Raw genomic sequence first — 23,442 nt, forward strand, 5'->3', positions numbered from 1 at the left:
GCCTCACGCCTCCAGTTCCGCCACGATGGCGTCAATCTGCTCGCGGAGCTCCTGCTCGCGGGCGACGATTCCCTTGATACGGGCATTGAGCTCCGCGATGTCGATCTTCTCGCGGGTGTCGGGCTTCTCGACGTAAGTTCCGATGGAAAGGTTGGCTTCGTTGGCAAGCACCTCGTCGTTGGCAACCAGTTTGGAGAAATACTCCTCTTCCTTACGGAAGAGCACGGTTTCTGCGACGTGGTCGATGTGCTCGGGCATGAGCTTGTTCTTCGAGTCCTGGCGGGCGAACTCACAGCTTGCGTCGACGAACAGGATGTCGCTCGTCGTCTTCGACTTCTTGAGGACGAGCACGCAGGTGGCGATGCTCGTGCCGAAGAAGAGGTCGGCGGGCAGCTGGATGACGGCGTCGACGTAGTTGTTCCTGACGAGGTACTCGCGGATCTTCTTTTCTGCTCTGCCTCGATACAAAACACCTGGAAACTCGACGATGGCCGCGGTCCCTTCTGTGGAGAGCCAGGACAGCATGTGCATGGTGAAGGCGAGATCGGCAAAACCTTCGGGCGCAAGAACGCCCGCCGGGCTGAAGCGCGGGTCGTTGATGTTCAGCGGGTTGCTCTTGCCCTCCCACTTCGTGGAGTAGGGCGGGTTGGAGACGATGGCGTCGAACGGCTCGTCGTCCCAGTGGGCGGGATGCACGAGCGTGTCGCCGTAGGCGATGTCGAACTTGTCGAAGTTGACGTCGTGCAGGAACATGTTGATGCGGGCGAGGTTGTAGGTGGTGAGGTTCTTCTCCTGACCGAAGAAGCCCGTTCGGACGTTGTCCGCGCCGAGCACCTTGGCGAACTTGAGCATGAGGCCGCCCGACCCGCAGCAGGGGTCGTAGACCTTGTTCACGCTCGAACGGCCCGCCGCGGCGATGCGCGCGAGGAGCTCGCCGACCTCCTGCGGGGTGAAGAACTCGCCGCCCGACTTGCCGGCGCCGCTCGCGTACATGGTCATGAGGAACTCGTAGGCGTCGCCGAAGGCATCGATCTCGTTGTCCTTGAGGCCGCCGCCGAAGTCGAGGCCGCCGATCTTGTTGACGAGCTTGACGAGCTTCTTGTTGCGCTCCTCGAGCGTGGTGCCGAGCTTGGGACTGTTGACGTCGACGTCGTCGAACAGGCCCTTGAGGGCGAATTCGCTGTCGGTGCCTACGGCTGACCCCTCAATACTCTTGAAGACGCGTGCGAGGCTTTCATTGATGTCTTCGCCGTCCTCCTTGAGTTTCATACCGTCTTTGTCGACAGTCTCGAGGACGCGAGAGAACAACTCGCTCGGAAGGATGAAGAAGCCCTTTTCCTTAACGGTGTCCTCACGCCCCCATTCGGCGTCTTCGTCCGAAAGCGCCGCGTAATCGAAGTCGGGGTCGTCCTCCTGCTCGGCAAGATAGTCGCAAAGGTTCTCGCTAATGAAGCGGTAGAACAACATGCCGAGTACATACTGTTTGAAGTCCCATCCGTCGATACTGCCTCGCAAATCTTCGGCGATGCTCCAGATGGTCTTGTGCAGCTCGGAGCGCTGCTGCTCTTTGGTGGTATCTGCCACGGAGGCTCACTCCTTGTCTGTGCGGGAAGACCGGGCGTAAGCCCGGATTCCCCTTGATTATCCCAGTGCCGCTTCGCTACAGGAAGGGCGGCGTTGCGCTTGATGTGAATCGGGTTTGTCCTTGCCGCCGATTATGTCCGCACGTCCGGGCCCGTGCAGGCGGAGATAGCCGGATATGGGTGCGAATGGTTAGCACCAGGCGGTCTCGAGCTCGATGAGGCCGCGCTTGAAGCTGTTGCTCGAGATCTTGAGCGCGCCGGGACGACCGAGCCTGATGAGTATGGGGTAGTCCTGCGGGTTGCGCTCCACCCTGGCGATGAAGCTGCTTGCCTCTGCGGTGCCCGGGGTGCTATGGGGTATGGGTCCCGCGAGGATGGCCGCATACCCCATGCTGCCCCTGATCTTCCCGAAATCGAAGTGCTTGAGCCGCTCGTACTCGAGGCGAAACTCGAAGCGGTCGGGGTCGAAGCCCCTCCTCCTCGCGATGCTGCGGAGCTTGTCCTCCGGCACCATGCTCTGCCCGATCACGATGATGCGTCCCGCGGCGTCCGCATCGTCGCGGTCGCCCCTGTCGAGGAGGTCGTCCATGCCGAGCGAGGCAAGCAGGCCCTCGAGCTCGCCCGTGCGGTTCGCTATGGTGAGTGCAGGGAGCAGCTCGTCCTCCATCCGCTCGAGCATGGCGGACGCAAGATCATCGAGCTCCTGTTTCGTCAGCGGCGGCATGCTAGGCCTCCATGTCGAACAGGTCGGTGATTTCTGCCCGCGCGCGCTCGAGACGCATCTTGAGGATGCCGATCTCGTCGAGCTTCGCACGGTATGCGGTCCCCACGCGCCTCTGGGCATCGAGGTCCACGAGAGGGACCGGCATGCCCCTAAGCGCGCCGAGCGAGAGCGCCCGGAGCGTGGTCCCCCGCGAAGCGGCTTCGAGCAGCCTCGCCCCCCGCGGGCTGCTGAGGAAGGAGGCCACGTAGTAGGGGTCGGCGCGCTGCGCATCGAGCCTGATGATGAAGAAGTTTCCGCTGGCGATCAGCTTGCGGCCATCCGCCACCTCCGCGACGGCGATTCTAAAGGGAGAGCCGCTCTTGGACACGAGCAGGTCGCCGGTGGCGACATACCCCTTCTCCAGCCCGCCGTCGAGCTTGCCGATATGCTGCAGCTCCCCCTCGATGGCACCGTCGGCTACGTTCGAGAGGTTGAGGTAGTCGACACCCGTATCCTCGGTGCAGGAGATGGCGTCCAGCGCGGAGGCGCCGATGCCGGCGCCCCTCCGGATGTCGAGGGCCAGGCTCCCGAGCTCCACCGCGTTCTCGATCTCGATGGCCTCCTCGAAATACTGGGACACGAGGAGGGAGTAGCCGTGTCCGGCGAGTTCGGAGATGCTGACGCTGGAGCTCCTCTCCCCGTCGTTCTCGAGCCTGCGGATGATCTCGTCGATCGCGTCCTCCCCGAGCGTTGACCCCCTGCGCTCCTTGGTGCCGAGGTCGGTCGCGTCGACAAGCCTGACCGCGGAGGTGCTTCCGCCTCCGAAGACGATGAGCGCCGTTCCGATGTTGGTCCAAGGGAAGAAGAGTCCCTCGGGGAGCGCGACGACGGCACGGATCCAGCCGTTCTCGATGAAGTACTTCCGAATCCTCGCGTCGGCCCCGTTGAACAGCGCGCCGTTCGATGAGATGCCGACCGCGGTCCCCGCCGCAGGGTCGATGGAGTCGACCAGCAGGCGGTTGAACACCCAGTCCGAGGAGACTGGGCGTCCGTACTCGGGCAGGCCTTGGAGCGCCCTGCCCACGAACCCGGAGTCGCTCCTGAGCTTCTTGGTGCGCATGCCCCACGGGTAGTTGGAGAAGACCTTGTCCGCGCCGCGCGTGCCGACGCTGTCCTCGTAGTAGGAAAACATGTCCCCCTCGCTGTAGGCGACCTGAGATCCGGTGATTCGCGCCCGCACGCGGGCGGCGGCGACGAAGCTCGGTACGATCTCAACGCCCTCGGAGTGCGTTCCCGCGCCCAGTTCGGCGGCACGCTCTAGAAAGCCTCCAGCCCCGCACCCGTAATCGACGAGCTTGTCGCCGGGCTTGACATCCAGGATGCGAAGCGCGAGATCCGTGATGCAGTCAGGCGTGAAGTGCGCCCCGTTCATCGCCGAGCCCGGCTTGAGCCCGGCTGCGAGAAATGCCTCCAGCGCGCCAGCGTCGATCCTGCCCAGCATCTCCTCGATACCCTCGCTGTCGATACCGGCGGTTGCCTTCCGGAGGGCGGATTCGATGAGGTCGTCGCCGTCTGCCGCGCAGGCTATCGCATCCTCCGGCGTCGTGAACCTGCGAGATCTACTTTTGATGGTGTGCACGAGATAGGCGCACAGGTAGGTTTGCACCTCGTCACGGGTGTCGAAAGACCTGTGAATGATGTTGGCGACTCCGGAGATGGCGCGGTCGTTCATTTTGTTCCCGAAAATCAATGTCGGCTCCTTTCAAACAATGGTTATTGATAACCAACTTGAGATAAGGATAGCAGAAGTTTGGTTATCCGCAACCATGATTTTGGTTTTTACTAACCAACTATTCGATTTCCACCTTGTGACGCGCCCGCCCGACCTGCGGGAGGACCCAAGCCGAAGAAGCAGGTGGCCGGCACCGAGGTGCCGGAGCAACAGGAGGAAAACCAGCAGCAGACGAATACCGGCCGGGCGTCGACAGCCCCGGACGCCGAGGCGGCGTACGAGGCCGCGCTCGCCGAGCGCAGCGTGCGAATCGCGGAGCTCGAGGCGGGAAACGCCGCGGCGACACGCGCCGCTGAGGGCGCCGGCGACGAGGAGCGTGTGGGCTTAGAGCTGCAGTATTCCATGAATACTCCGAGCGCTACCGCAGCAACGACAATAGCTAGCTCCGCGCCACATCGATACGAGCGAGTGGCAGAGCTATGCGAATCTGTATCAACCCGAGAAGCCACTGGCGTTCAAGAAATATCGGCTGGGGGATGCGCGCATAACCACAAGAGCACATAACTGGCGATATCCCAATCAACAACTACTTGACCAATGCCGCGTGCATCGCGATTTCGAACGATACGCCGCTGGTATATGGACCCAGCGTCCCATGCGCATACAATTCTTTAAAAGTGGCTAGGGGGCGAACATGGGACAGTATTTCAACTGGGTCAACTTTGACAAGAACGAAATCATCGAGGACTGGCCGTGGTCGAACGGCAACAAGCTACATGAAAGCGCATACCTAGGCTGCGAGGAGACCGACGCCGCTCTCACCATGCTTGCCGGTGACTGGGCGGGGGATTTCGTCGCGTTCCTCGGCGACTATGCCAAATTCGAGAACGAGACACATCCGAAGAGGCGCGAGGCGGAGCTCCGCCTAGACGGGACATGCTGCGAGGATTACATCTATAGCTGCACCGACATCTGCGGTCGCTTTGATTACACGCGCGACCATCCGGAGATCAGACATCCCGTTTACGAAGATGACAGCATATACGAGACCTGGGTTCCTTATGACGGGCCCTTCGATGTCGTCATCCGTTGCTACCGCTACGTGGTGAACGAAACGAAAAAGGAGTTCGTGGACCGCTTTTGCACTGCGGTGCGACATATCGACGAGAGCACAGGCGAAATTGTCCGCTATGACCCTTTTCCTGAGCTCATGTGCTCGCAGACGGGTTGGCTGGATGACCCTGAAAATGAGATCGAGGGGCGCTGGTTCGGCGATACGGTACGCCCTTCAGATGAGCACCCGGGAGACGGCTACACAGCCGTGGCGCAAAACTATAGCTACTGGGCGCCGCCGTCAATCACTTGCTCTGATGAAGAGATCGTGCGGATCATCGCAGAGTACGGGCTGGATATCACAAACGAAGACATCCTGGCGCAAATAGGAGCCAGGCTCCCCTGAGTCAACAGCTGCCCTCTGCCAGACGACGCGACCACAGAGGCATTTTCGGCAATAGCGGAGCGATGCCGAAATCCTCCAACTGTAGAGGGCGGCACGTCAACCCGCAAAATCGCCATACAGGCCTCTCACCAGGCCTCTATACTCCTTTTGCGATAGAGACCCTCCCAGGCCGACCTTGCCCACTTAGCGGACCCGGCGACGGGAACCACCTCGAACTGCTCGGGCATCCCGTAAATGGCGCCCTCGACTTCTCGGTGAGTAAACGCGGATGCCCCCTACCGACTAGGAAGGGGGCATCCTCATGCTCAGGAAAAGCGATCGAATGTAGGAGCTAGACTCCTAATACTCACTCCCACTCAGTGACTGATCCTGTACGGGTGCTGCAGATGCGAGTCGCGTCGTACCGCCTAAGGGCCGATTCGCGCGCAACTTGGGCGAATCAGCCCCTTGATTCGCGATTTCGGGAATGACTCAATTGATTCGCGAAACCGCAGGTCGCTCCTTTAATCACTCCCTGGTTTCCGCCGGGGTTCGTAGCGGGTGGCGTGAAAAGGGGTGATTCAAAGGGTCGGAGAGATGCCTATAGCGCAATCGTCTGGTATTGGCGCGGTGGGGGACTTCTCGCCTCCATCAGTCCAAATCGTCAAGCTCCGAAAGCCTTGCGAGCTCGATGGCCGAATCGACCGCCTCTTCGAAATCGACGCCTTCCGCATAGGGCGATGCCGAGACGTAAGAGGACCAGATGCCCCGCATCATATCGGATCTTCTGACCTCGCCGAGCACGGCCTCGTAGTCGCCCATCTTGCCGAGTGAACCGCGCCTGGAGGCGGTAGCGACAACGGCTTCGTGCAGGGAATCCCGCCAGCCACATTAACCCGTCGCCCGCGAAAGACGTCGAGCTAGAGAAAAGGACCTATTTCCCGTCATGGATTGGGTTTACCAGCATGATTAGAGCCCTGGTGTAATTGGCTGGATCACCGTTCCGGGAACCAGTATCGACCTACCTGTCCGCCAAGCTCCTTCTTCAGCTCCAGCCTAGCATCTGACTCGCGCCGTTATAAGCGAAAACCGAAGAGATGCGTCTTTGCCAAGAAAATAAGGTTAGCCTTATCTCACTGCATGATTCGCGTGTTATTGTTAGATAACTCTAACTGATTGGGGGCGATAGCCATGCACGAACGCAAGGGCTTCTGGGACAAGAATGCCGGTCGGTACGACCGTTTCATGCGAAAGGACCGGGCGGCGTATGAGAAGATGTATGGGCTGATCCGGCCGGTGGTGAAAGCAAAAACCGTGCTGGAGGTTGCCACCGGCACGGGGCTTATCGCAAAGAGCATCGTGGATGCGGCGGCGCACATCGAGGCTACGAACGCCTCTGCAAAGATGATCCTTGAAGCAGAGCGGGGCAATCAATCCGCGAAGCTGCACTTTTCCGTACAAGATATGTTCCGCCTGCCCTATGCACAGAAGTCCTTCGAAGTGGTGATCGCGTCCAACGCGCTTCACATAGTGCCGCATCCGGAAAAGGCCCTACGAGAAATCAGGCGGGTGCTGAAGGACGACGGCGTGCTCATCGCGCCAACCTTCACCCACGCGGGGAACTCGGTTTCCGGCAAGGCAAAAGCCTTTTTCATGAGCATGGGCGGATTTCCCCTCCACAGCAGGTGGACAAGCGAGGAACACCTGCGTTTCCCGCGTCAAAACGGCTGGGCGGTGCAGAAAAGCGCGGTGCTGAAGGCCTCGTTCCCGTTGACCTATGCGGAATGCACGAAATCGGAGGGGCCGGATGTCGTTCTTTGAAAACACCCGCAAGCCCGTGGGCCTCGGCGGAAAACTTATGGTTGCCATGATGAACCTGGGCCACAGCCCTGTGGCGCGGTGGGGACTTCGATTTCTACGACTCGCGCCAAACGCCAAGGTGCTGGATTGCGGCTGCGGCGGCGGGGCGAACATAAAACGGCTGCTGGAAAAATGCCCGCATGGCGTCGTCAAGGGCGTCGATTATTCGCCCGTCAGCGTGGAGAAGGCCAGGAAGCTCAACCGAACTGCAATTCAGGAGGGGCGTTGCGCCGTTCTGCAAGGCAGTGTGGCGGATATGGCGTTTGAGGATAGCTGCTTCGACGCTGCCACGGCCTTCGAGACCGTCTATTTCTGGCCTGATTTGCCCCGATGCTTCCGTGAGGTCTGGCGGACGCTGAAGCCAGGCGGGACAATTCTTATCTGCAACGAGAGCAATGGCGATACGGACAAGGACGAGAGGTGGACGCGGATCATCGGCGGCATGACCATCTACAAGGACATTGAATTGAAGGCGTGCCTGGAGCAGGCGGGTTTTCACGAGGTGCAGATACGCAAAAAGAAAAAGTGGCTCTGCGTCACGGCGCGGAAGTAAGGGCATCGAGCACGGGCATTTTTGCATCCATCCTGCACATGGCGATAGGCATGACGGTCATAGCGGCTGTGCTGGCGGCAATTACGACAGTTTTAATTCACTGAGGAAGGAGCCTATGAAATGCAAAATTGAGAAAAACACCGTGCAGGAGACGCTGATCCTCCCGCTGTATTCCCGGAAGCTGTGTACGGAGCTGTACCCGAACCTTTACAGGGATGAAACAGCGGTTCGTCTGCTCGACCAGATCGACTACGACTTTTCAGAGGCAGAGAAAAACTCCCGCAGCCTGATGCAGCGCTTTGGTGCGCTGGAGGTGGCCATGCGGCAGGGTGATCTTGCTTTCGAGGTGCGGGATTACCTGAAAGGCCACCCCGATGCGGCGGTGGTCAATCTGGGCTGCGGGCTGGACAACACCGGCAGAACCTGCGACAACGGTAGATGCAAGATCTACAATCTGGACTTCCCGGATGTGATTGCCTTGCGGCAGCAGCTACTGCCCGCCGGGGATCGGGAGCAAAATATCCCCTGCGACCTGAAAGACACCGCATGGTTCGGCAGAATCGATGCCTCCGGCGGGGCGGTGTTCTTTGCCTCCGGGGTGTTCTATTACTTTCTGGCTCAGCAGGTCCGGGAACTGGTGCGGGGGATGGCGGACGCTTTCCCCGGCGGTGTGCTGGTCTTTGATGCTGCCAATCGGACGGCAGTGAAGATGATCGCAAAAACATGGCTTAAGACTGCAAAAATCAAGGATGTGGGGGCATATTTTGCGGTTTCGGATGCCGTCAAGGAAATCGGCACGTGGGACAGCCGTCTGCAGGTCACGAGTCGCGGCTATATGCTGGGCTACAACGATTTGAGGGACCCTTCTGTCGGCGGCTTTTTCCGGTTTCTCGCAAGGGTCGGTGACAACGGGATGAAAATGCAAATCGTGAAAATAAGATTTTGAGAGGCGAAAACGAAGCGCATTCACTTTAACGTTGAAGAAGACGGCTTTTACGGCGCATATTGGGTGTGCAAGGACGCACATACAGCAGCGGGCACGGATTCGATTGAAACCGTGCCCGCTATCTGATACTATATTATTATATCGAACATCTGTTCTATTCCCACTCGATGGTTCCCACCGGCTTGGGCGTCAGATCGTACACCACGCGACAGATGCCCGGGACCTCGGCCAGGATGCGATCGGTGATCTTCTTGAGCAGCGCCCAATCGAGCTCCGGAACGGTGGCGGTCATGGCGTCCACGGTGTTGACGGCGCGGATGATGGCAGGCCAGTCGTAGGCGCGCTTGCCGTCGCGCACGCCGGTGGCGCGGAAGTCGGGCACCACGACGAAGTACTGCCAGACCTTGCCGGCAAGCCCAGCGTTACCGAACTCCTCGCGCAGGATGGCGTCGGCCTCGCGCAGGGCCTCGAGGCGGTCGCGCGTGATGGCGCCCAGGCAGCGCACGCCCAGACCGGGACCCGGGAACGGCTGGCGCTCTACCATGGACTCAGGCAGGCCAAGCTCGCGGCCCACGACGCGCACCTCGTCCTTGAACAGCAGCTTCACCGGCTCGCAGAGCTCGAACTGCAGGTCATCGGGCAGACCGCCCACGTTGTGGTGCGCCTTGACGCCATCGGACTCGAGGATGTCGGGATAGATGGTGCCCTGCGCCAGGAAGCTCACGTCGCCTGCGACCTTGCGCGCCTCCTCCTCGAACACGCGGATGAACTCGGCGCCGATGATCTTGCGCTTCTTCTCCGGCTCGGAGACGCCGGCGAGCAGATCGAGGAAGCGGTCGGTCGCGTCGACATACACCAGGTTCGCATCCATCTGGTTCTTGAACACGTCGATTACCTGCTCGGACTCGCCCTTGCGCATGAGCCCGTGGTTGACGTGCACACAGATGAGCTGCTTGCCCACGGCCTTGATCAACAGCGCCGCCACGACCGACGAGTCGACGCCGCCGGAAAGCGCAAGCAGCACGTTCTTGTCGCCGATCTGCTCGCGGCAGGTGGCAACCTGCTGGTCGATAAACGCACGTGCCTGCTCAGGTGTGGTGATGCGCTCCATATCGTCGGGACGCTTGTTGGGATCCATAGACTCCTCCTTGCTGCCATGGGACCTATACCTCGGATTGTATCCAAGCCCATCCCAGGGCAGGTCAACAGAGCGGCAAGGGGTACGCTCCCGCCCCCGGATGGCCCGAGGGGCAAAAGACGCTTCGCCCCAATAACCGGCGCCCCGTTCCCTCATGAAGACAAACGCCCCCGCGCGGTATACACTGCAACCGTAAGGACGACCGAGACATCGTCGCATCAAGGAGACACACCGTGAGCGAACCCACCATCAAGCCCGACGACCAGCAACAGAACGAGCAGGCGCAGACCGCCGAAGCCACCGACGACAAGCGCAAGCTGACGCCGGAGGAGCTCGACGACGTGACGGGCGGCGTCCGTCTTCCCAGCCGCCACCCCGTCAGCCCGTACCTGTAACGCGCTGAGGCAACACCTGCGCAGACCCATTGCGCAGGCCCATCGCCCAGACACGCCGGGGGCGGAGCGCTCGATGCGCTCTGCCCCCTTCTTAGCGCGCATGGGAACAGCTCGCCGTCCCCTGCCGCCGTGCCTATTCGGTCTCGGCGGCACCGGCCCCGTTTTCCGAAACGTCGACGGCCTCAGCGGTCTCGTCCACCTCGACCACGGCCTCCTCCGCCTCGAGCTCGACCTCGACCGCTTCCTCTGCCTGCTCGGCCTCCGCTGCGGCGCGGGCCTCCTTGAACTTCTCCTGCATGGTCTTGTTGCCCCACGTGAGCTTGCGGATGGTGAGCCCTTGGGCCTTGTCGTTCGCCAGGCGCAGGTTGTTCTCAGACGAGATCAGGTTGTCCTTCACCTTCTGCAGATGCTTGATCGTGGTATCGATCTCATTGATCGCGTCGTTGAACTTACGGCTCGCGCGCTCGAAATTCTGTGAGAATCCGTTTTGGAACTTGCCGAGCTTCTCCTCGAAGTTGGTGACGTCGATGTTCTGCTGGCGCACCACCGCGAGCTCCTGCTTGTAGGTCAGCGCGTTCATGGCGGCGTTGCGCAGCAGCGTGATGATGGGGATGAAGAACTGCGGGCGGATGACATACATCTTGGGATACCGGTAGCTCACGTCGACGATGCCCGCGTTGTACAGCTCGCTTTCCGGCTCCAGCAGGCTCACCAGGATTGCGTACTCGCACCCCTTCTTGGTGCGGTCGACGTCGAGCTTCTTGAAGAAGTCCTCGTTGACGTGCTTGCGCGCCGTGTCCTCGTTCTCGTTTTTCATCTCGAACATGATCGAGATGATCTCGTTGCCCTCCTCGTCGCACTCGCGGAAGATGAAGTCCCCCTTCGAGCCCTCTGAGGCATCGTTGTCCTTCTCGAAGTACGCGCGAGGGAACGCCGTCATGCGCAGGCGGTTGAACTCGTTTTCGCAATGCTGCTCGAGCGACTCGCCCACCATCTTGGTGGACAGGCGGATCTTCATGTCCTTCAGGCGCTCGATCTCGTCGTCCTTGTAGCGCAGCAGCTCGTCGGCGTTTCTGCGGACCTGGTCGAGCTCAAGGGTGTGGGCGGTCTCAAGCTGCTGGCGCTCGGCATCGCGCACCGCCTGCTCGCGGCTGAGCTCGGCGCGCGCCTCGTCGCGCTCGCGCTCCGCCTCCGCAACGGCGCGGGTGACCGCAAGCTCGCGCTCGGTCTCGCCCGCCTCGAGTTTTTGCCGCAGGGTCGCGATCTCGCCATCCTTCGATGCGAGGTCGCGCTGCAGCTCGGCGCGAACGCTCTCCTTCGCCGCATCGAGGGCGCTTTGCTGCTGGGCGAGCTGGATGCGCAGGTCTTCGGCCTCCTTGCGGGCCGCCTCGACGGCCTCCTGCAGCTTTGCCTGGGACTCCGCCTCAGATGCCTGGAGCTTCTCGCGCGCCTCCGCTTCCGCCTTTTGCACCGCAAGGCCCTGGGCGCGCTCGGCGGCATCGAGCTGCGCTTTGAGCTGAGCGATCTGCGTGTCGCGCTCGGCCACGTCCTGCTCCAGCGTGCGGCGGATGGCCCCCTCGTTGATGACCGACGCGTCCTCCTGCTGCTTGAGCTTGGCCTGCAGCCTATCGACTTCGCGCTGCAGGTCGGTCGCGGTCCTGTTCGCCTCCTCGCGCGCCTCCGATGCCGCCTGCTTTGCCGCGAGCTCGCGCTCGTGGTTCGCCGCCTCCAGCTTTGCCGTCAGCTCTGCGATCTGGGCGTCGCGCTCCGCCGCGAGCTTCTGCAGCGCACTGCTCGATTCGGCGCGGGCCATCTCGACCGCATGGTCGCGGTCGCGCCTCATAGCCTCCTCGCGCTCCTGGACCTCCGAGGCAAACTGCTCGTCGCGCACCTGGCGCACGATGCTTGCGTAGTCGCTCTCATCAACCTGGATAACGGTTCCGCAGTTGGGGCATTTGATCTCGTTCATGCGGCTTTCTCCTTCAAACATGCACCGCCGCTGACGGGCTTCGTGATCTCCCTATACGATACCCCGTCGCGTGGACAGACAGTGCGCGCGACGCAAAAAGGGCCTGCGCCCATACGGCTCATGCCCTCTCGATTCGCCTCAGAGAAATTTGGTATCAACTCGTGAGATATGGTACGCGAAACATCCTCGTTCAGACAGCTGTGACCTGCGATTTTGTTCTCGGTCTCAGAACCAAAACGTCGGAAAAGCCGCTTCGCGTCCCGCGCATCGCAACGCATACCCCTCTATACCTTTGAACTTGATACCAAATTCGACAGCAGGTCCAACTGATGCGCCCGGAAGACCCCGGCGCGCCGGTTTCGCGGTCCTCGCGCTCGGTTTTCACGCGCGGCACCTGGCCTCCATGCCATATCGGCACAGAAAAGCCGCCGAACCCGTCAAACGGGTTCGGCGGCGATCGGTCGTGCGGGGATGGGTTGGAATGAACCCGTCCCCACATGACCCATTGGCAATGGGCAGCGCTCCCTAGAACACGCCCCAATGGACCTTGCTCGTATCCGCCTCATCAAGGACGTGCGGCGCCGGGGCGGAATCGTCGGGAACGCCGACGGACAGCACGGCCTCCATCTCATAGCCCTCCGGGACACCGAGCAGCTCGCGGCAGAAATCGCTGGTGGAACGACCGTCCTCGGCTTCACGCAGGCGCCCTTGGATCCAGCAGCTGCCCAACCCCATGGAATCGGCCATGAGGTGCATGTTGGCCATGGCGGCCGAGCAATCCTCGCACCACACGTCGGAGGCGCCCGTGTCACCGAACACAAAGATGGCGGCAGCCGCGCGCGTCAGCATCTTCATGGAGCCACCCTTGCGGCCCTCGGCGAACTGCTTGAGCTTCTCGCGGTCGTCGACCACCACGAACTCCCACGATTTGAGGTTCTTGCCGGTGGGCGACGTCAGGCCGGCATGCAGGATCTGTTCGACCTGCTCCCGGGACACCGGGTCATCGGTATAGCTGCGGACGCTGCGACGATGCAGCATGGCCTCGAGCATGGACATAGAGCGCTCCTTTGCACGTGCGGATACCGTTGCGCGCCGTCTGCGAAGGCGCGCACCAATCAACGTACCCCTTTGCGTCTCCCCTTTTGGCACCATGGGAAACTCCGAGCAAAGTTTGTCCCCGCCTGTAAAGCTTCACGCCCGAAGCTTGCCCGCTCGAGATAAGCACGGTGTCGTGCGCGATGGGCCGGCGCTCAGCGCATCACGCGGCGTCGCCCGCACGCAGCTCATGCGCACCGATCACCTGCATCCACGCGATGTAGACGTTGGGATAATGACCGTAGAGGACCTGCATGGGGTCGATATCCGCGGCGACGTCGTGCACAAGCGACGCCAGCCCTCCCGCAGAAGCAAGGTCTCGAGCCGTGGGGATATGGGCGGCGAGCTCGTCGACCAAGGCGTCGACGCGCTCACGGTCCTCGGGAACATACGGGCACGGCGCGCCCACGTTTTCCTCGAACGCCGCGCGCATCTCGTCGTAATGCGCGTCGAACGCCTCGTCGCCGTATCCGGGAAGCCACAGGTCGCGACCGTAGCGCGCGTATCCCCACGACGCGAGGGGAAGACGCGGCACCAGGTCGCTCGGGTTCATGATGTTGAAGATGTTGTCGTACAGCTCGTCGCGGACGTTGCCGAACTCGGTGACCTCGGGTGTGGCGAACGTGTAGCAGTAGATGCTGTCGAGCGGCGCGAGCGCGCGCAGGCCCGTCGTCATGTCGTCGGCGTACGACGCGGCGAGGTTCGCCGTCGCGGCGCCACGCGAGTGACCGCAGAACAGCAGCGCGACCTCGTCGCTGCCACCGTCTTCGGACAAGCGACCGGCCAGGTCGTCCACGATCTCGCTCGCCGCGCGCATGAAGCCCTCGTGGTCGATGGCCTCCATGTCGTAATCGGACGCATCGCCCATATTGAAGTCGCTCAGCCACTCCGATCCGTAGCTGCCGCGAATGGACACCAGGTAGAGGGTCTTCTCCCGCCCGTCGGCGTGCCTGAGGTGCTTGGTGGCCACCGAATAGGCCACGACGTCATCCGTCCCGGCAAGGAAGTCGACGATCTCGTCGAAGATCTCGCTGCGGTACCGATAGGACGCGGTCGAGATATCCTGGAATCCGAGCTTGGCGAGCGCGTCCTCCATATAGGCAGGCGCATTGGATCCCGCCTGGTAGTACCCGGATTCCGAGTTGGCGATGGCGGAGAGGACCGAGCACGTGGTCGCAAGCTCATGGTTGTAGACGGTGGGGTCCTGGAAAAACCAGCTGTCATCCCAGACGATGTCGGTCGCCACCCGCTGGCCGTCGGTTGCGGCCATGCTCGTGTACTCGACATGCGCCGTGAAGGCGCCGGTGCGCTCGGTCGAGCCCTCGAGCCTCACGGGCGCACTCGGCGGCTCGACGGCTCCGAGCCCCAAGCGCTCCTGCTCCTGACGGTTATGCACCGCGACGGCAAGCGCAACGCCGATGCCCACGGCGGCGATCAAGACGGCAGCCGAGATACGGACGAACCAAGGATGACGACGATAAAACGGCGCGCGATCGGGTGCCGAGGCCCCTGCCGCCGTCTCCTCGTCGTGACGTCCCCGCTGTCCATCCCGTGCCATGGCGCCATCCCTTCCGCAACGCTCGTACGGCGGAAGTATAGCGTGGGCGCCGCACGTTCACGCAGGACAACGGGGTTATCCCCTCCAACACGCCCCCTGCGGGCGCGTTCCTCAACCTTGCGTTGAGGCCAGCCGACGCGACGGGGGCCGAGCGCCAAACCAGCTCGCGAGAGGAGGCCCTAGCGATTCCTCGGCCGATTGCGCACGTGGGTGGCAATGGCGAAGCGGCTCGCAGGTGCTCGAACGGCACTATTGTGGCATAACGACCCGCGGCGAAAGGTCAGCTCCCGGCAGACGGGGCTGCATATAGCGAGGTTGCGGAACGTTTGGAACCTCGCGCGCCTGTCCCTTAGGCCTCGCCCGGATGATGAGAAAAGGCTTTTGCAGCGACAGCCCCACAAGCCGCTCTGTCACAGAGACGCTTTGAGAGACAACGCACGGGCAAACAGCCCCAGCGGAAGTTTCGGCACAGACTTTTGCTGAAAAATCGACCTTTTGAGTGGCTCGGATCGAGACCCCGGGAAAGCGCACCCGTCGCAAAGGGCGCCACCTGCGGAAACGTCGGTCCCGGAGGTGCCGTTTTATGCCGTCTCGAATCCAACTCGCTCACAAGGTTGATTTTTCAGCGACTCCGGTCCTTAAAACCTCCGCTGGACGTCCTCCCAAGGCAAGGGCATGGGTCGCTCTTAGGCAGTCCGCGCGAAGCGCTCTTGCCGACGTTTCTCGTGAGGTCTCGAAAGGCTTTCGGAGTACTCCTTTTCTCCCCTACGCCATAACGTAGGACTCGACGCGCTGCGCCAAGCGCTCGGTGAACGCGGCGCGCTGGGCCGCGAGGGCGTCGCCGCCGGTCAGCGAGCGGGCGCCAGCGGGGCAGACGGAGATGCAGCGCATGCACGTGACGCACGCGTCGGCGTCGGTCTGCGCGGGGTTCGCCGGGTCGATCGCGGCCGCCGGGCATTGACGGGCGCAGGCTCCGCAGCCGATGCAGACGCCGGGATCGGCCTGCGCGCGAAACGGCACGCCGTTGAAATCTCGATACGGACGATTGCCGGGAATATCCAGGAGCCCCGCATCACGCGCCGTCGGCGCCTGAGCCAGCTTGTCGAGCGCGCCCTGGGCGAGGCGATCGACCGCAGCGAGGTCGGTCGCGTCGGGGCGACCCTGAGCGACGTCGATCATCAGCGAATGGTGCGCGACGATGGCGCCCAGCGCGACCGGCACGAAACCGTGCTCGCGCACGGTGTCCGCAAGCTCGAGAAACGTATCGTCCACCGCCCGGTTGCCGAAGGTGACGATGGGCACGGCGGGCGTATCGCGCCCCTCGCAGCGCGCGATCTGCTCGAGCGCCGGCGCCGGCACGCGCCCGCCATAGGAGGGAACGGCGAAGACGGCCAGGTCGTCGGACCCGAACGCGGGGACCTCGGAGCCATGCGGCGTGATGTCGACGGCGCCCGCGGAGACGCCGGCCTTCTCGACAGCAGCGGCGAAGCGCTCAGAGACGACGCGCGTCGTCCCAGCGCCCGTGAAATACGCAACGGTGCAGGTGGTAGGGGTCATAGTTGGCGCCATTCTCGAGTTGCCGCCTAGAACGCTACCACGGATCGCGTCTTTCTACCCTGCACTTTTTCATGAATGAGAAGATCTCGTGGGGGTGCGGCAGGAATCCTGGAGCGCCGGGGCAAACATCGGGCTAGGCCGCGAGGCCCAGCGACTCCCGGTACCGCTTCGGGCTCATCCAGCCCAGGGACTCCTTGATGCGGACCTCGTTATAGTACCTCAGCCACGCGTCCAGCCTCCGCATGAACTCCTCCGCGCCCACGCCCCGCCAGTCACGGCCGTGGAAGAACTCGTTCTTGAGCCTGCCGAAGAAGCCCTCGCAGGCCGCGTTGTCCGGGCTGCAGCCCTTCCTCGACATCGACCTGGTCAGCCCGCGCTCCTCGCAGATCGAGATCCAGCCGGGCCACCGGTAGTGCCCGCCCCGGTCGCTGTGGACCACGGGCGCCTCGCCGTCGGCGAGCCCCTCGCACGCGCGCTCCAGGCTGGAGTTCGCCAGCTCGGCGTTCGGGGAGGTGCCGATGGACCAGGACGCCAGCATCCCGTCGAAGCAGTCGACGACGGGCGAGAGGTACACCTTCGGCTCGCCCGCGTCCGGCAGCGCGAACTCGGTGATGTCGGTCAGCCAGAGCCTGTTGGGGGCCTCGGCGCGGAACGACCTCTCCACGAGGTTGGGCGGGGCCTCGGAGACCTCCCCCGCGTAGGAGCTCCACCTCTTCGGCCGCCTCAGGTACACGACGACGCAGCCCTCCTCGGCCATGGCTCGCGTCGCTCATCGCGAGGGCTATCCCGAGCTCGGCGAGGCGCCGGTGGACGTAGCGGTAGCCGCGCGAGCGCCCGGCGCCCTCGAACTCCTCGACGACCGCCGCGCGCGCCTCGGCCCACTTGTCGGGCGCGGCGGCCGCGGCCCGGGCGTAGTGGTAGCTGGACGCGGCGATGCCGAGCCTAGAGGCCAAACAGCTCAGAGAATACGTCCCCCTCATCGCGTCGATCACCTGGGCCTTCTCCCTGTTCGAGAGGCGCGTCGGGTCGACGCAGGGGTCTTTTTTTACGAGCTCGACCACCTGCCGCATGAGGTCGTTCTCGAGCTGGAGCTCGAGGACCATCCGCTTGAGCTCCCCCGCGTCGTCGGGCAGCGCGCCCGCGTCCGCGCGCGGCCCCGGCGCGACCACGTCCCCCTTGGCCATGAGTGCCCCGATCCCTCCCTCTGCATAGGCGTCCCGCCAGCGCAGGACCGCCGAGGCGGAGGCCCCGACGTCGGCGGCGACGGCGGCGCAGCTCTCCCCGGACAGGACGCGCCTGGCGGCCGCCGCCTTCTCCTGCGCGGGGTATCTTACCGCACGCGGACGGGTGCAGGCGCCGTCCCGGCGGGCGATCCAGCCGTAGAGGCAGCGCTCGCTGGGGTAGCCGAGCTCGGCGACCACGGCGGGGACGCTCCCGAGCCTGTCGTAGAGCCCGAGCGCCGCCTCCCTCTCCTCGGGTGTGAACATCGCAGTTCCTTCCCGCCCCGGCGCTCCAGGATTCCTGCCGCACCCCCTGATCCCGTGCATTTTCATGAAAAACCTCCGTCAGGCCCGCATCCACGGCGGCCTGACGGAGGCTTGGCCTTTTGCAAGACGGGGCGGGCAGAGGAGCCGCCGACAAACAAATAAGGAGTTATTGAGTTGGATTCCTTTTGAGAAGGTCATACTTCTTATCAAGTTCGGCAAGCAGTTGATTTGCGTACGTTTCAGATGTCGGGTTCCTCTCGAGATCGCCAGCAATCATCTGAAACCCTCCATTGGCGCACCTCTCCGCTTCCCCAAAAGCCTCAGCCTGGTTGCAAACAACATCAGGGTTCGCTTCTCCAGCAAGCGCAACGTGACGCGCATTGATCACCGAAGTAAACTTCCCGGAAAAGGACTCGGTTCGCGCAAAGCCGCCACTATGCATGTGAGCAATAGGGACTTCCATTCCATGGGCTGCGCCCAAAGCAAAAGCGTAAAGAAGCAGCTCGGAATTATTGGCATTCTTGAAGAAGTCAAATTCCTTCATACGCGGTACGACATCCGAAAATACTTGTTCGTCAACGCCCATTACCGCTGGCATCTTACTGCTTTCCATGGCGCTTCTCCTCCCTTACAACGACATGCTTTTCCTGGTCGTCCAGCTCGAGCCTAATGTACGCAGAAAGAGCAGGCTCGAACTCGCGCGATATCATCTCGGAATACTCATCAGGGGTAAATGCCAAAATGAGCTGCTTGGATTCGCTGATCCCAACAAGCGTTCGCGCAAAATTCTCCCTGTTTTCTCCCGAGGCTCGCGCAATAGGCGTATCGATGAACAAGGGGGATTCAAATCCTGACACCTCATGCATTGCCAAGGTGAATGACAGAGCAAGAAGCGACCTCTCTGCTGCAGAGCACGTCCCCGCACAAGAATATCCGGCTTTATCGTACAGAGAAATCTGATACTGGTCCGATAGCGAAATGTGGTCGCACTTTGAATTCTTCCACACCAGCCCACGAAAGAGTTCTTCCGTCCGTCGTTCCATCTCCTTGCGGACTTCGCCGACAATCGACGCTTCAACCTGTTTCAAGATCTTAAGCGCGCGTTCACCAAATCGAGCTTCATTCTGAAATCCACTCGCTTTTGCGTTGTTTGCCAAGGCAGAAGCCAACCTCTTTTTAAACTTGGCGAGATCCGGCTCAAGCCTATTTACAGTGCCCCTCCGTATGCCGATCTGTTGATCCAGCTCGCTCCTTTGCTGCTGGTACAACCGACGATCATCGTATAGTTTTTTGATTTCCCCACTCGTACCGGAATACTTTGACAATCTCGTCTCGATCGAACTCAGCTCATCGGCAAGGTCCTTCTGGCGCGCGTCAATAGACGACAGGCGCTTAATTTGCCTCTCCCTCTCAGTAGGATAGGATTTAACGCTGTCAATAATGCGAGACAGCTCGTACTTGATCGACGATAAGATTGTCGATGTTTCGGTTCCCACACGAAACGTATCCAATAGCTTCTGAATGCGCTCTCTGTCTTCATCATCCAGTCGATGCCCGCAAACTTTGCATTCTCCAACAGCCAGCATTTCATCAAGATACTGCTTATCAATTTGAGGCGGTAGCTGCCCCTCGTCTTCCATCTTGCGAATCAAACGGTAGACAACATGCGCTACAGAATAGAGGTTGAAATCGATCGTCTTATTGCGAACGAAAGAGTAATACTCGGCAAGAGTATCTTGGCGCTCACTCTGCAGCCCATCGAGCTGCCGCTGCAGTCCTTCCTTCTCTTTTTCCAGAGCACCGACATTTGGTGTATCTCTCAGCCTATCGTCTATCTGCTCGATGCGCTGGTCGAGATCGGCTATCTCGTTTTCCCACTTCTCGATATATTTCCGGCAGCCCGCAAGCGTCTGCTCGATATCCTCCATCTTCTTCTGGTAGTCGTCGGCTTTGGGGTCCAACTTGCTGGCATTCTTGCGCGCACTCTTAACCACGCGATCTAAGCGAGAGATCATCCGTACAAACACATCGATCTGAGAAATCTGATAGACGGCATCTTTCACCCGATCGCCATGACCCTCTTTGAAATAAGTATTCAATTGTTCGCCGTCAAAGAAGAAATACTCGCGAATCGAACGGGGCAGAAACCTATTGACATAATCAGTGGCGCGCCAGTTCTCGTAGATTTCACAGGCACCGGAATCACCAAACACGCGAACAACGCGACGGGCCTCCGCCTTCTTTTCAAGGACCTTGCCGTTTTTCAAAATGACAATAGGCATCGAATACGACACTTCGAAACGAGACCGTCCAGCATTGGAAAAGCCAATTTTTACCGATACGGTCTCCTGGGAGTGCCCTTTAGCCTGCGCCTCTTCGATTGCCTCTTTATTAAGGATAGGCTCGCCCACATACTTATCCGTCAGCCCAAGATGCGGCTCTTCACCATAGAGGCACCAGGTGCACGCGTTCAAAAGATTTGTTTTCCCAACACCGTTGTCCGCAATAATGATCTGCAGATCATGAGCTGAACGCGGAAACGTTATTTCGGCATTGCGGTACTGCCTGTAGTTGCTTATCTTGATGTAATCAAAGCGCATGCTTCTCTACCCCCTTTGCATGCTCCTTAACCAAACGCTCGTATTCAGCCGTGTACTGACTAGGTTCATTTACTTCGTAAATCAATAGATTGCGTAAGAAATCACACATGTTCTTATCGTCTTGACATGCTTCCTCGATTTTCTCCAAAGCTCTCCTATTGATCGCCATAAGCCCTCCCCAATCGCTCTCGAATCGTTATCAGGACTTCCGTAGAGTTCAGTGCGTTTTTCCGCATATCCTCGACACGTCGCATTTCCTGCTCAAAGAGCCTCTTCTCCTCTTGAAGGTCACCGACTTCTCGCAGCCTGTTCCAATCGGGCTCGACCACGAAGTCATATATGTCTGCAACCTCCTTGCCGGGCGACTGTCGAATGACCCGACCGATGCGCTGGACATACTCACGCGGGTTGGTGCTACTGGACAGCAACACGGCAACACGCGCTTCAGGGATATCAATCCCCTCATCGAGGCACTTCATCGCGATGAGCATCTCGTAATCGCCCTGCCTGAACAGCTTGAGAATGTATTCTCGCTCGCTCAAGCCTCCAAACTCAGCCTTACGAACCGTGCCCTGTTTGCTCGTATAGCGATGAGCCGCGATTCCGCAACGTCCCAGCATGGACTCCACCTCGCCGATATGCTTGGGAGACGTGAAGACGATGCCCCCGGCCAAGTTTTCCGAATCGATCAGATGTCTAAATACAAACAGCTTGTTCTCTGCGTCCTTTTTTACCCGCGCTCGCTCCAACAGAAGCTTCTCGAGTCTATCTTGGTTGTCAGGATCGTCGCTATGCGAAAGCTGCGCAATCCTTCGAGATAAAGCGCAATACTTCTCTGATTCCTCATCGGTCAACGAAGTAAATACTAGATGATATCTATAAGGGCACAGAAACGACTTTCCCGTCAAAGGGTTGATAGTATTCTGCGCGCTCCGAATCGAGAAAACGAAAGAATCGCCGAAGAAGCTGCGGATCAAGCTGGTTCCTGACTCGTCAAACCATCTACTTGGTGTGGCCGAAAGGCCAATCCGATAATCGTAGCGCCCAGATAAAGCCTGCTTTTGCTTCGCAGCCCCAAGCCCGTGCACCTCGTCAGCGATCAAGCATGTCGATACGGAGCTGGGCAACGACTCAATTTCGCCCACTAGTTCTGAGGAACAGGCGCTCGCATGCGTCGTGAAAACGATAAGCGAATTTGATCTTCCGATCAGAATTCGGCTGATATTCTCCTGAAGCTCCCTTGCCCACTCGGTGCTCGTGCCGGTAGAGGAGTCGGCAAATATGGTGGAATCACAACGTATCGAAAGCGCTCTTAACTCGCGCTCCCATTGCCTCGAAAGCGTGCTTTGCGGGGTTGCGATGACGCAAACGACCCTTCGTTCCTTCTGCAGCACCTCGTTTAGACAGGCAAGGGCGGTCCTTGTCTTCCCCGTACCCGTAGCCATTTCAAAAAGAAGCCTGCCGTCGCATTCACGCCACTTCTGAACCGCTTCTTCCTGATATGGGAACAAAGAGACGCGGTTCGCTTTCGATTGGACGCCATACCGACCGAGCGAGTTGTACTCTATATCGAAGTTTTTTCCCTCATTTACGAGGTACTCGCAGAAAGCGCCACGAGGCTCGAACACCCTAACCAGAGATCGCCGGTTATTCCAAATCTCCTCGAACTTCTTCTCATCGGACTGGAAAAAAGTCATCTGACCGCTCTCCCAGTTCTTGAAAACCTTAAATTCCTCGGAGTTATACAGCCATCCAGAAGCCGTTTCATTTATAGAACCGCTGAATGAAACGGCCATCCCGTCGGCATCGCGCAGTATGCCCACCTTCTGGTGGAACAGCTGGTCTCCTTTTATATTTCCATCCCCGTCGACTACGCATGCAATCCGCAAATCGAGATAGCCGCTTCTGAGCATCCAACCAAGAGCCCGCACATGATCGCGTTCGATTTCATCGGCGAGCGTCTCGACGTCCATCATTGCAGCGCTCATGGCCTCTTCTACTGCGTCGTCCCTGTCCTTGTCAGCATCTTGAATAGCCTTGAGGTCTGCCTCGGAAAAGTGCGGGCTCACGACAAGCCGCATCCTTCCTTCATTCTTGATAAGACCAGCAATTCCCCTTGCTGCGAGTGCAAGGCTCGCAGATGAAAAGAAGCCTACGCTGCGGTCATACTCCATCGACTCCGCCAACGCGGGTATATAGAACTCGGATACAGGGTCGCAGTCTCCCAGCGTTTCATAGGAAGGCCGAATATCCAAATCACTTAATCCCATTGCAGCCCCCTCACATTGCGCAGGGAAGCAATAAGCTTGACGTCCGCCTCGCCCGTGCAAGAGCCGATGAGATTCAGTAGCGACCGAACATTGGGGAGTCTCCGCTTCTTTGTGCTTTCGGAAAACGGCTTAAGGTAATCGGCTATGCAGACTTCACCGGACGCAGCGTCGATGAGGACGCGCTGCACCACAGGTATGCGGAAAGCCAAACGTGCCGCGACCCTCATTTTTTCATCGTCGCTCAGCATGCAAAACAGATTTCCAAAACACGTCTCAGAAACTTGCATGGTGTGCGACGAGGAAATCTCGACAAGGTCGAGAAGAGTGGCGAGCTTCGCGTGGTTTTCGCCGTACTTTTTGTTTGCCGTCGCCTTTTTGTCCATCTCATAATCGAGATAGATGCCAAGCGCCTCAAAGGTCTGAACATCTTGAAGTGCATTCAGCAACCCAGGAATCTGGAAAGCTGCCTCTAGTTTGCTGAACTGAGGAACGTTGGATGTGGTAACAAGTTCGGGCTCGTCTATGGCTAACACCGCATGATAAATGTCGTCCAAAGAT

The 23,442-nt window shown here is 60.1% G+C and carries 19 protein-coding genes and 1 pseudogene; 6 read left to right on the top strand and 14 right to left on the bottom strand.

The window, feature by feature from the left end; all coding sequences use genetic code 11:
• Positions 1-3 precede the first annotated feature (3 nt).
• The 3 genes from BN3789_RS02570 to BN3789_RS02580 form a co-directional block, all read right to left on the bottom strand.
• Positions 4-1,584, bottom strand: coding sequence for a type I restriction-modification system subunit M (locus BN3789_RS02570; RefSeq protein ID WP_066829545.1), 1,581 nt, complete (start codon positions 1,582-1,584; stop codon positions 4-6).
• Between the two features lie 189 nt (positions 1,585-1,773).
• Positions 1,774-2,307 (bottom strand): hypothetical protein, encoded by a 534-nt coding sequence (locus BN3789_RS02575; RefSeq protein ID WP_066829546.1) that lies wholly within the window; start codon positions 2,305-2,307, stop codon positions 1,774-1,776.
• Between the two features lies 1 nt (position 2,308).
• On the bottom strand, positions 2,309-4,036 hold the full coding sequence (locus BN3789_RS02580; RefSeq protein ID WP_147569511.1) for an N-6 DNA methylase: 1,728 nt from the start codon (positions 4,034-4,036) through the stop codon (positions 2,309-2,311).
• Positions 4,037-4,201: 165 nt separating this feature from the next.
• On the opposite strand from BN3789_RS02580, the gene BN3789_RS12895 reads away from it, so the two are divergent.
• The gene (locus tag BN3789_RS12895; protein WP_066829554.1) at positions 4,202-4,582 is read left to right on the top strand and encodes a hypothetical protein; all 381 of its coding nucleotides are present in this window, start codon (positions 4,202-4,204) and stop codon (positions 4,580-4,582) included.
• Positions 4,583-4,712: 130 nt separating this feature from the next.
• Positions 4,713-5,477: a hypothetical protein gene (locus BN3789_RS02590; protein WP_066829556.1), complete on the top strand. Its 765-nt coding sequence runs from the start codon at positions 4,713-4,715 to the stop codon at positions 5,475-5,477.
• Between the two features lie 630 nt (positions 5,478-6,107).
• Here the strand turns inward: BN3789_RS02590 and BN3789_RS12985 are convergent.
• A complete protein-coding gene (locus BN3789_RS12985; protein ID WP_187119102.1) occupies positions 6,108-6,278 on the bottom strand; it encodes a hypothetical protein in 171 nt (56 codons plus the stop codon).
• 369 nt (positions 6,279-6,647) lie between these two features.
• On the opposite strand from BN3789_RS12985, the gene BN3789_RS02595 reads away from it, so the two are divergent.
• The 3 genes from BN3789_RS02595 to BN3789_RS02605 all read left to right on the top strand — a co-directional run bounded on the left by BN3789_RS02595 (position 6,648) and on the right by BN3789_RS02605 (position 8,815).
• A complete protein-coding gene (locus BN3789_RS02595) occupies positions 6,648-7,277 on the top strand; it encodes a class I SAM-dependent methyltransferase (protein ID WP_066829559.1) in 630 nt (209 codons plus the stop codon).
• Positions 7,264-7,869 carry a class I SAM-dependent methyltransferase gene (locus BN3789_RS02600; RefSeq protein ID WP_066829560.1) on the top strand — a complete coding sequence of 202 codons (606 nt, stop codon included), beginning with the start codon at positions 7,264-7,266 and terminating at the stop codon, positions 7,867-7,869. Before BN3789_RS02595 ends, BN3789_RS02600 begins: the two co-directional genes overlap by 14 nt.
• Before the next feature lie 115 nt (positions 7,870-7,984).
• Positions 7,985-8,815, top strand: coding sequence for a class I SAM-dependent methyltransferase (locus BN3789_RS02605; RefSeq protein WP_066829561.1), 831 nt, complete (start codon positions 7,985-7,987; stop codon positions 8,813-8,815).
• Between the two features lie 154 nt (positions 8,816-8,969).
• Here BN3789_RS02605 and guaA read toward each other — a convergent pair whose 3' ends face one another.
• Positions 8,970-9,953 (bottom strand): glutamine-hydrolyzing GMP synthase, encoded by a 984-nt coding sequence (gene guaA, locus BN3789_RS02610; RefSeq protein ID WP_079989040.1) that lies wholly within the window; start codon positions 9,951-9,953, stop codon positions 8,970-8,972.
• Positions 9,954-10,186: 233 nt separating this feature from the next.
• Between guaA and BN3789_RS12615 the strand changes: the two genes are divergently transcribed.
• Positions 10,187-10,348 (top strand): hypothetical protein, encoded by a 162-nt coding sequence (locus BN3789_RS12615; protein ID WP_154018716.1) that lies wholly within the window; start codon positions 10,187-10,189, stop codon positions 10,346-10,348.
• A gap of 133 nt (positions 10,349-10,481) precedes the next feature.
• Here the strand turns inward: BN3789_RS12615 and BN3789_RS02615 are convergent, their stop codons facing one another.
• The 9 genes and pseudogenes from BN3789_RS02615 to BN3789_RS02655 all read right to left on the bottom strand — a co-directional run bounded on the left by BN3789_RS02615 (position 10,482) and on the right by BN3789_RS02655 (position 23,438).
• Positions 10,482-12,317, bottom strand: a complete 1,836-nt coding sequence (locus BN3789_RS02615; RefSeq protein WP_066829562.1) for a DUF2130 domain-containing protein — start codon at positions 12,315-12,317, stop codon at positions 10,482-10,484.
• A 525-nt stretch (positions 12,318-12,842) separates the two neighbouring features.
• Positions 12,843-13,373, bottom strand: coding sequence for a nitroreductase family protein (locus tag BN3789_RS02620; RefSeq protein WP_066829563.1), 531 nt, complete (start codon positions 13,371-13,373; stop codon positions 12,843-12,845).
• Positions 13,374-13,575: 202 nt separating this feature from the next.
• Positions 13,576-14,970, bottom strand: a complete 1,395-nt coding sequence (locus BN3789_RS02625; RefSeq protein ID WP_066829564.1) for a lipase family protein — start codon at positions 14,968-14,970, stop codon at positions 13,576-13,578.
• A gap of 765 nt (positions 14,971-15,735) precedes the next feature.
• A complete protein-coding gene (locus BN3789_RS02630) occupies positions 15,736-16,527 on the bottom strand; it encodes a 4Fe-4S binding protein (RefSeq protein WP_066829565.1) in 792 nt (263 codons plus the stop codon).
• A 133-nt stretch (positions 16,528-16,660) separates the two neighbouring features.
• Positions 16,661-18,014, bottom strand: a pseudogene (locus BN3789_RS02635) (IS3 family transposase).
• A 166-nt stretch (positions 18,015-18,180) separates the two neighbouring features.
• Positions 18,181-18,627 (bottom strand): hypothetical protein, encoded by a 447-nt coding sequence (locus BN3789_RS02640; RefSeq protein ID WP_066829566.1) that lies wholly within the window; start codon positions 18,625-18,627, stop codon positions 18,181-18,183.
• Complete coding sequence (locus BN3789_RS02645; RefSeq protein WP_066829572.1) at positions 18,614-20,614, bottom strand: AAA family ATPase; 2,001 nt, start codon at positions 20,612-20,614, stop codon at positions 18,614-18,616. The genes BN3789_RS02640 and BN3789_RS02645 overlap by 14 nt, the downstream gene beginning before the upstream one ends.
• A gap of 155 nt (positions 20,615-20,769) precedes the next feature.
• On the bottom strand, positions 20,770-22,884 hold the full coding sequence (locus tag BN3789_RS02650) for a DEAD/DEAH box helicase family protein (protein WP_079989041.1): 2,115 nt from the start codon (positions 22,882-22,884) through the stop codon (positions 20,770-20,772).
• Positions 22,875-23,438, bottom strand: coding sequence for a hypothetical protein (locus BN3789_RS02655; RefSeq protein ID WP_066829574.1), 564 nt, complete (start codon positions 23,436-23,438; stop codon positions 22,875-22,877). Before BN3789_RS02655 ends, BN3789_RS02650 begins: the two co-directional genes overlap by 10 nt.
• Between the last annotated feature and the right edge of the window lie 4 nt (positions 23,439-23,442).

This window comes from Collinsella ihumii (assembly GCF_900046475.1).
Taxonomy (GTDB): domain Bacteria; phylum Actinomycetota; class Coriobacteriia; order Coriobacteriales; family Coriobacteriaceae; genus Collinsella; species Collinsella ihumii.